4 protein-coding genes are annotated in these 3,741 nt (G+C 37.1%); all 4 read left to right on the top strand.

Annotated elements, in window-relative coordinates; translation table 11 throughout:
* Nucleotides 1-122 precede the first annotated feature (122 nt).
* Nucleotides 123-1,130, top strand: coding sequence for an efflux RND transporter periplasmic adaptor subunit (locus MV589_RS08665; protein ID WP_297433931.1), 1,008 nt, complete (start codon nucleotides 123-125; stop codon nucleotides 1,128-1,130).
* Nucleotides 1,131-1,220: 90 nt separating this feature from the next.
* Nucleotides 1,221-2,429, top strand: a complete 1,209-nt coding sequence (locus MV589_RS08660; RefSeq protein WP_297433930.1) for a type II toxin-antitoxin system HipA family toxin — start codon at nucleotides 1,221-1,223, stop codon at nucleotides 2,427-2,429.
* Nucleotides 2,404-2,637 (top strand): type II toxin-antitoxin system RelB family anti-toxin, encoded by a 234-nt coding sequence (gene relB, locus MV589_RS08655; protein WP_297433929.1) that lies wholly within the window; start codon nucleotides 2,404-2,406, stop codon nucleotides 2,635-2,637. Before MV589_RS08660 ends, relB begins: the two co-directional genes overlap by 26 nt.
* A 73-nt stretch (nucleotides 2,638-2,710) precedes the next feature.
* Nucleotides 2,711-3,673 carry an efflux RND transporter permease subunit gene (locus MV589_RS08650; RefSeq protein ID WP_297433928.1) on the top strand — a complete coding sequence of 321 codons (963 nt, stop codon included), beginning with the start codon at nucleotides 2,711-2,713 and terminating at the stop codon, nucleotides 3,671-3,673.
* Nucleotides 3,674-3,741 lie beyond the last annotated feature (68 nt).

Below are 3,741 nucleotides of genomic sequence, written 5' to 3'. Positions count from 1 at the left end.
GACCTTTTTAAATACATAGATGTACTCTTTGACAAACTGAGTTTAGAAAAAAAGAGCATCACAGCGATTGCAAATTACAACAAAGCTGAGGCAAAAATTGCCGAGTTACAAGGAAAATTACAATGAAAAAGATACTACTGATACTACTGCTGCCTTTTGCACTTTTTGCCTCTGAGGTCAAAGAAAAACCAACGGTAGAACAGCTTTTTTCTGTTCAAACAGTGAAGGTGCAAAAAGTAAAATCATCACACTCTAAAAAGAACTACGGGTATGTCAAAGCTGATGAAGCGCGCATATATAACATTGCCCCGCGTTTTGGCGGTTTTGTTGAAAAACTCTATGCAAACAAAATTTATATGTATGTCAAAAAAGGTGACCCACTTGCGGAAGTTTACTCGCCTGAGGTTTATAAGGCAAAAGAAGATTATAAAAATGCCTATAAATATACGCAAATTAAAAACAACAGCGGCATGCTTGCAAGTGCAAAGCTCAATTTACAACTCCTAAATGTTCCTCAAAATGAGATACAAAGCATTTTAAAAACAAACAAGGTCTCGCCCAATACAACTATTTACGCGCCGGCTTCGGGGTATGTTTTTATGAAAAATATCACCAACGGCTCTGCGTTTAACGCTAAAAGCAGACTCTTTGAGATAGTCAATCTCGATGAGGTATGGGTAGAGACAAGAATCTTTGAAGATGATGTTGCGTGGATAAAAAAGGCGAATGAGTTTGATGTAAGTTTTAAAACAACTCCGAAAATCTATAAAACAAACAAAAAACTGCTCTATCCAAACCTCGATCCAAAAGAGGCGACACTTACTATGCGACTGCGTTTAAATAACCCTAAACATACGCTCTTTCCCGGAATGTATGCAAATGTCATTTCAAAAGACAAAGCACGTGAGTATCTAACGCTTCCACAAAGTGCAGTCATCTTAAAAGACGGCAAATACTACGCATTTGTAGTGGGTGAATACGAGGGCGAATATGAACCAGTAGAAGTGCATGTAAAACCACTCAACAACCAAATCTACATCATTATATCAGGCTTAAACGCAGGAGATAAAGTGGTCAATAACTCACTCTTTATGATGGATAGTGATGCACAGATAAACGGGCTTTATTAGGTTTGTTTATTCTATAAAATGATAATATAATTTTACATTTTTAATTAATTTAGATAAAATGATAAGTAATATTATCATTTAGGCTCTATTATGCAAAAAATTGATGTCAAAGTTGCAAACAAAAAAGCGGGAGAGTTGTCCTTTGAAAAAGAGAACAACCGCTATGTATTTAACTACACACAAAAGAGTTCTCCCATCTCTCTCATTATGCCCTATAGAGTCTCCTCTTATATTTGGAAAAACAGACTCCACCCGATTTTTGATATGAATATGCCAGAGGGGTATCTCTTTGAGATGCTTAAGCAGTTTATATCAAAAGAGTATGGATACATTGATGACTTTCTAAGCTTTTCTTACCTCTGCCCAAATATACAAAGCAGGCTTACGTATGAGAGTTGGTGCGCGAAAAGTGATGTAGTGAGTTTTAATCTTACAGATATTTTACACAATGACACAAAAGATACTTTTTCCAAACTCGTTCATACCTACCTCAGTAAAAATGCAATCAGCGGCGTGCAACCAAAATCATTAGCACTCTTAAAAGACAAAGAGTCTCTCTCTACAAAAGAGTACATTATAAAAACATGGGGAGAGGAGTATGAACAGTTGGCACTCAATGAATATTTTTGCTTAAAAGCAATAGAAAAAGCAGGTGTGAAAATTGCAAATATTCAACTCTCTGACAATAATCGCTTCTTGGTGGTGGAGCGATTTAATTATGACAAAAAAAGAGATGAGTTTTTAGGTTTTGAAGAAATATTAACACTACTTGGAAAAAATAAAGAAGAGAAATATAACGGCTCTTATGAGAGCGTTGCAAAGACTATTTACAGTGTAACGACCAATAAGCAGGAGTCTATGAAGAGCTTTTATACAGTTGTTGTAATGAACTATTTGCTCAAAAATGGCGATGCTCATTTGAAAAACTTTGGCATTCTTTATACGAATGATTTTAAAAATATTTACTTCTCTCCAGCATATGATGTGGTCACTACTATGGTTTACTACCATAAAGATAGACCTGCACTTACCATGTTTGGAAAGAAACTTTGGTTTGGAAAAAAGGAGCTATTAAAGTTTGGAATGCAGGAGTGCTATCTCTCAAAAAAAGAGACAGAAACAATTTATGTAAAATGCATGGAGAGTTTGAAAAATACAATAAAAGAGATGGAAAATTACCTGCAAAAAAACAGTGAGTTTCAAAATATCGGCTCAAAAATGTTAGATATTTTTAGACTTTCACTTGATGAAAAAACTTACAAGGAGCTGCCAGATGAACTTGTCCGAAATTGGAACTAAAATAAGAGCTTTGCGCAAGGAGCAGAAGATGACACAAGAGAGTTTAGCATCTCTAGCAGGCATTAGTCGTGTCACATTGGCAAAAGTAGAGAAAGGACACTTTGGCAGTGTATCTGTAAAAACACTCGATATTGTTGTAAATGCATTAGGGTATGAGATAGATTTACAAATGAAGAGTGGGTTTGGTCTGCCGGTGTTAGATGTGTAATTGAAGATGAGTAAATCACAAACGCAACACACTCCTACACTATAATTCTATCATTAAGTATTAAGGTATAAAAATGATAGAAAAACTCATAGCTTTTAGCATAAAAAATAAATTTTTAGTTTTGATGGTAGCACTTTTTTTGGTGGCGGGAAGCATTTGGAGTATGAAAAATACTCCGCTTGATGCACTGCCAGATTTGTCTCCTCCTCAGGTAATTGTGCAGATAAACTGGGCAGGGCAGTCTCCTGAGACAGTCGAAGAGCAGGGGACATACCCGCTTGTGTCACAGTTTTTGGCTATTGCCGGCATTGATACTGTTCGTGGCTACTCTACTTATGAGACGGGGCTTATTTATATCATTTTTAAAGATGGTACAGATCTCTATTGGGCGAGAAGCCGTGTGCTTGAACAACTCGCTTCTATTCAGTCAAGTCTGCCAAAAAATATGAGTGTGACACTCGGCCCTGATGCAAGTGGTGTGGGTTGGGTTTATGAGTATGCTCTGAGTTCAAAAACAAAGAATCTGGCACAGCTAAGAACGCTGCAGGACTACTACTATAAGTACGCGCTTATGGGTGTGGATGGTGTCAGTGAAGTAGCATCTGTAGGTGGATTTATTCCGACCTACCAAGTGAGTGTAAACAACGACAATCTCGTGCGCTACAATCTCTCCATACAAGATGTAGCTAAAACGCTTAAAAATAATAACAACGACACTGGAGGCCGTATAGTCATTAAAAACGGCTTTGAGTGGATGGTACAGGCAAAAGGATATGTAAAAAATCTTGATGATATTCGTAAGCTTGTCGTGACAACTCGCGCTGGTGTACCCATTACCATTGGCGATATAGGTCGTGTAGAACTTACCCCTGCACCACGTCGTGGAATGGCAGACCTCAATGGTGAAGGTGAGGTTGTTGGCGGTATTGTCTTGGTACGTTATGGTGCTGATGTTTACTCAGCAATTGGGCGAATCAAAGGGACTAAAAATAAATGTTGTGTCCGAAAAATTTGCTATTATAAGGATAATAAATAGATGGATGCATATATGAGTCAAATGGAAAATAAATTAAACATAGATCAACTACTTGGAAACTTAAGTAA

Source organism: Sulfurimonas sp. (genome assembly GCF_026991475.1).
Lineage (GTDB): Bacteria > Campylobacterota > Campylobacteria > Campylobacterales > Sulfurimonadaceae > Sulfurimonas.
Note: the sequence above shows the minus strand (reverse complement) of the source record. Positions and strands in the feature narration are given on the sequence as shown.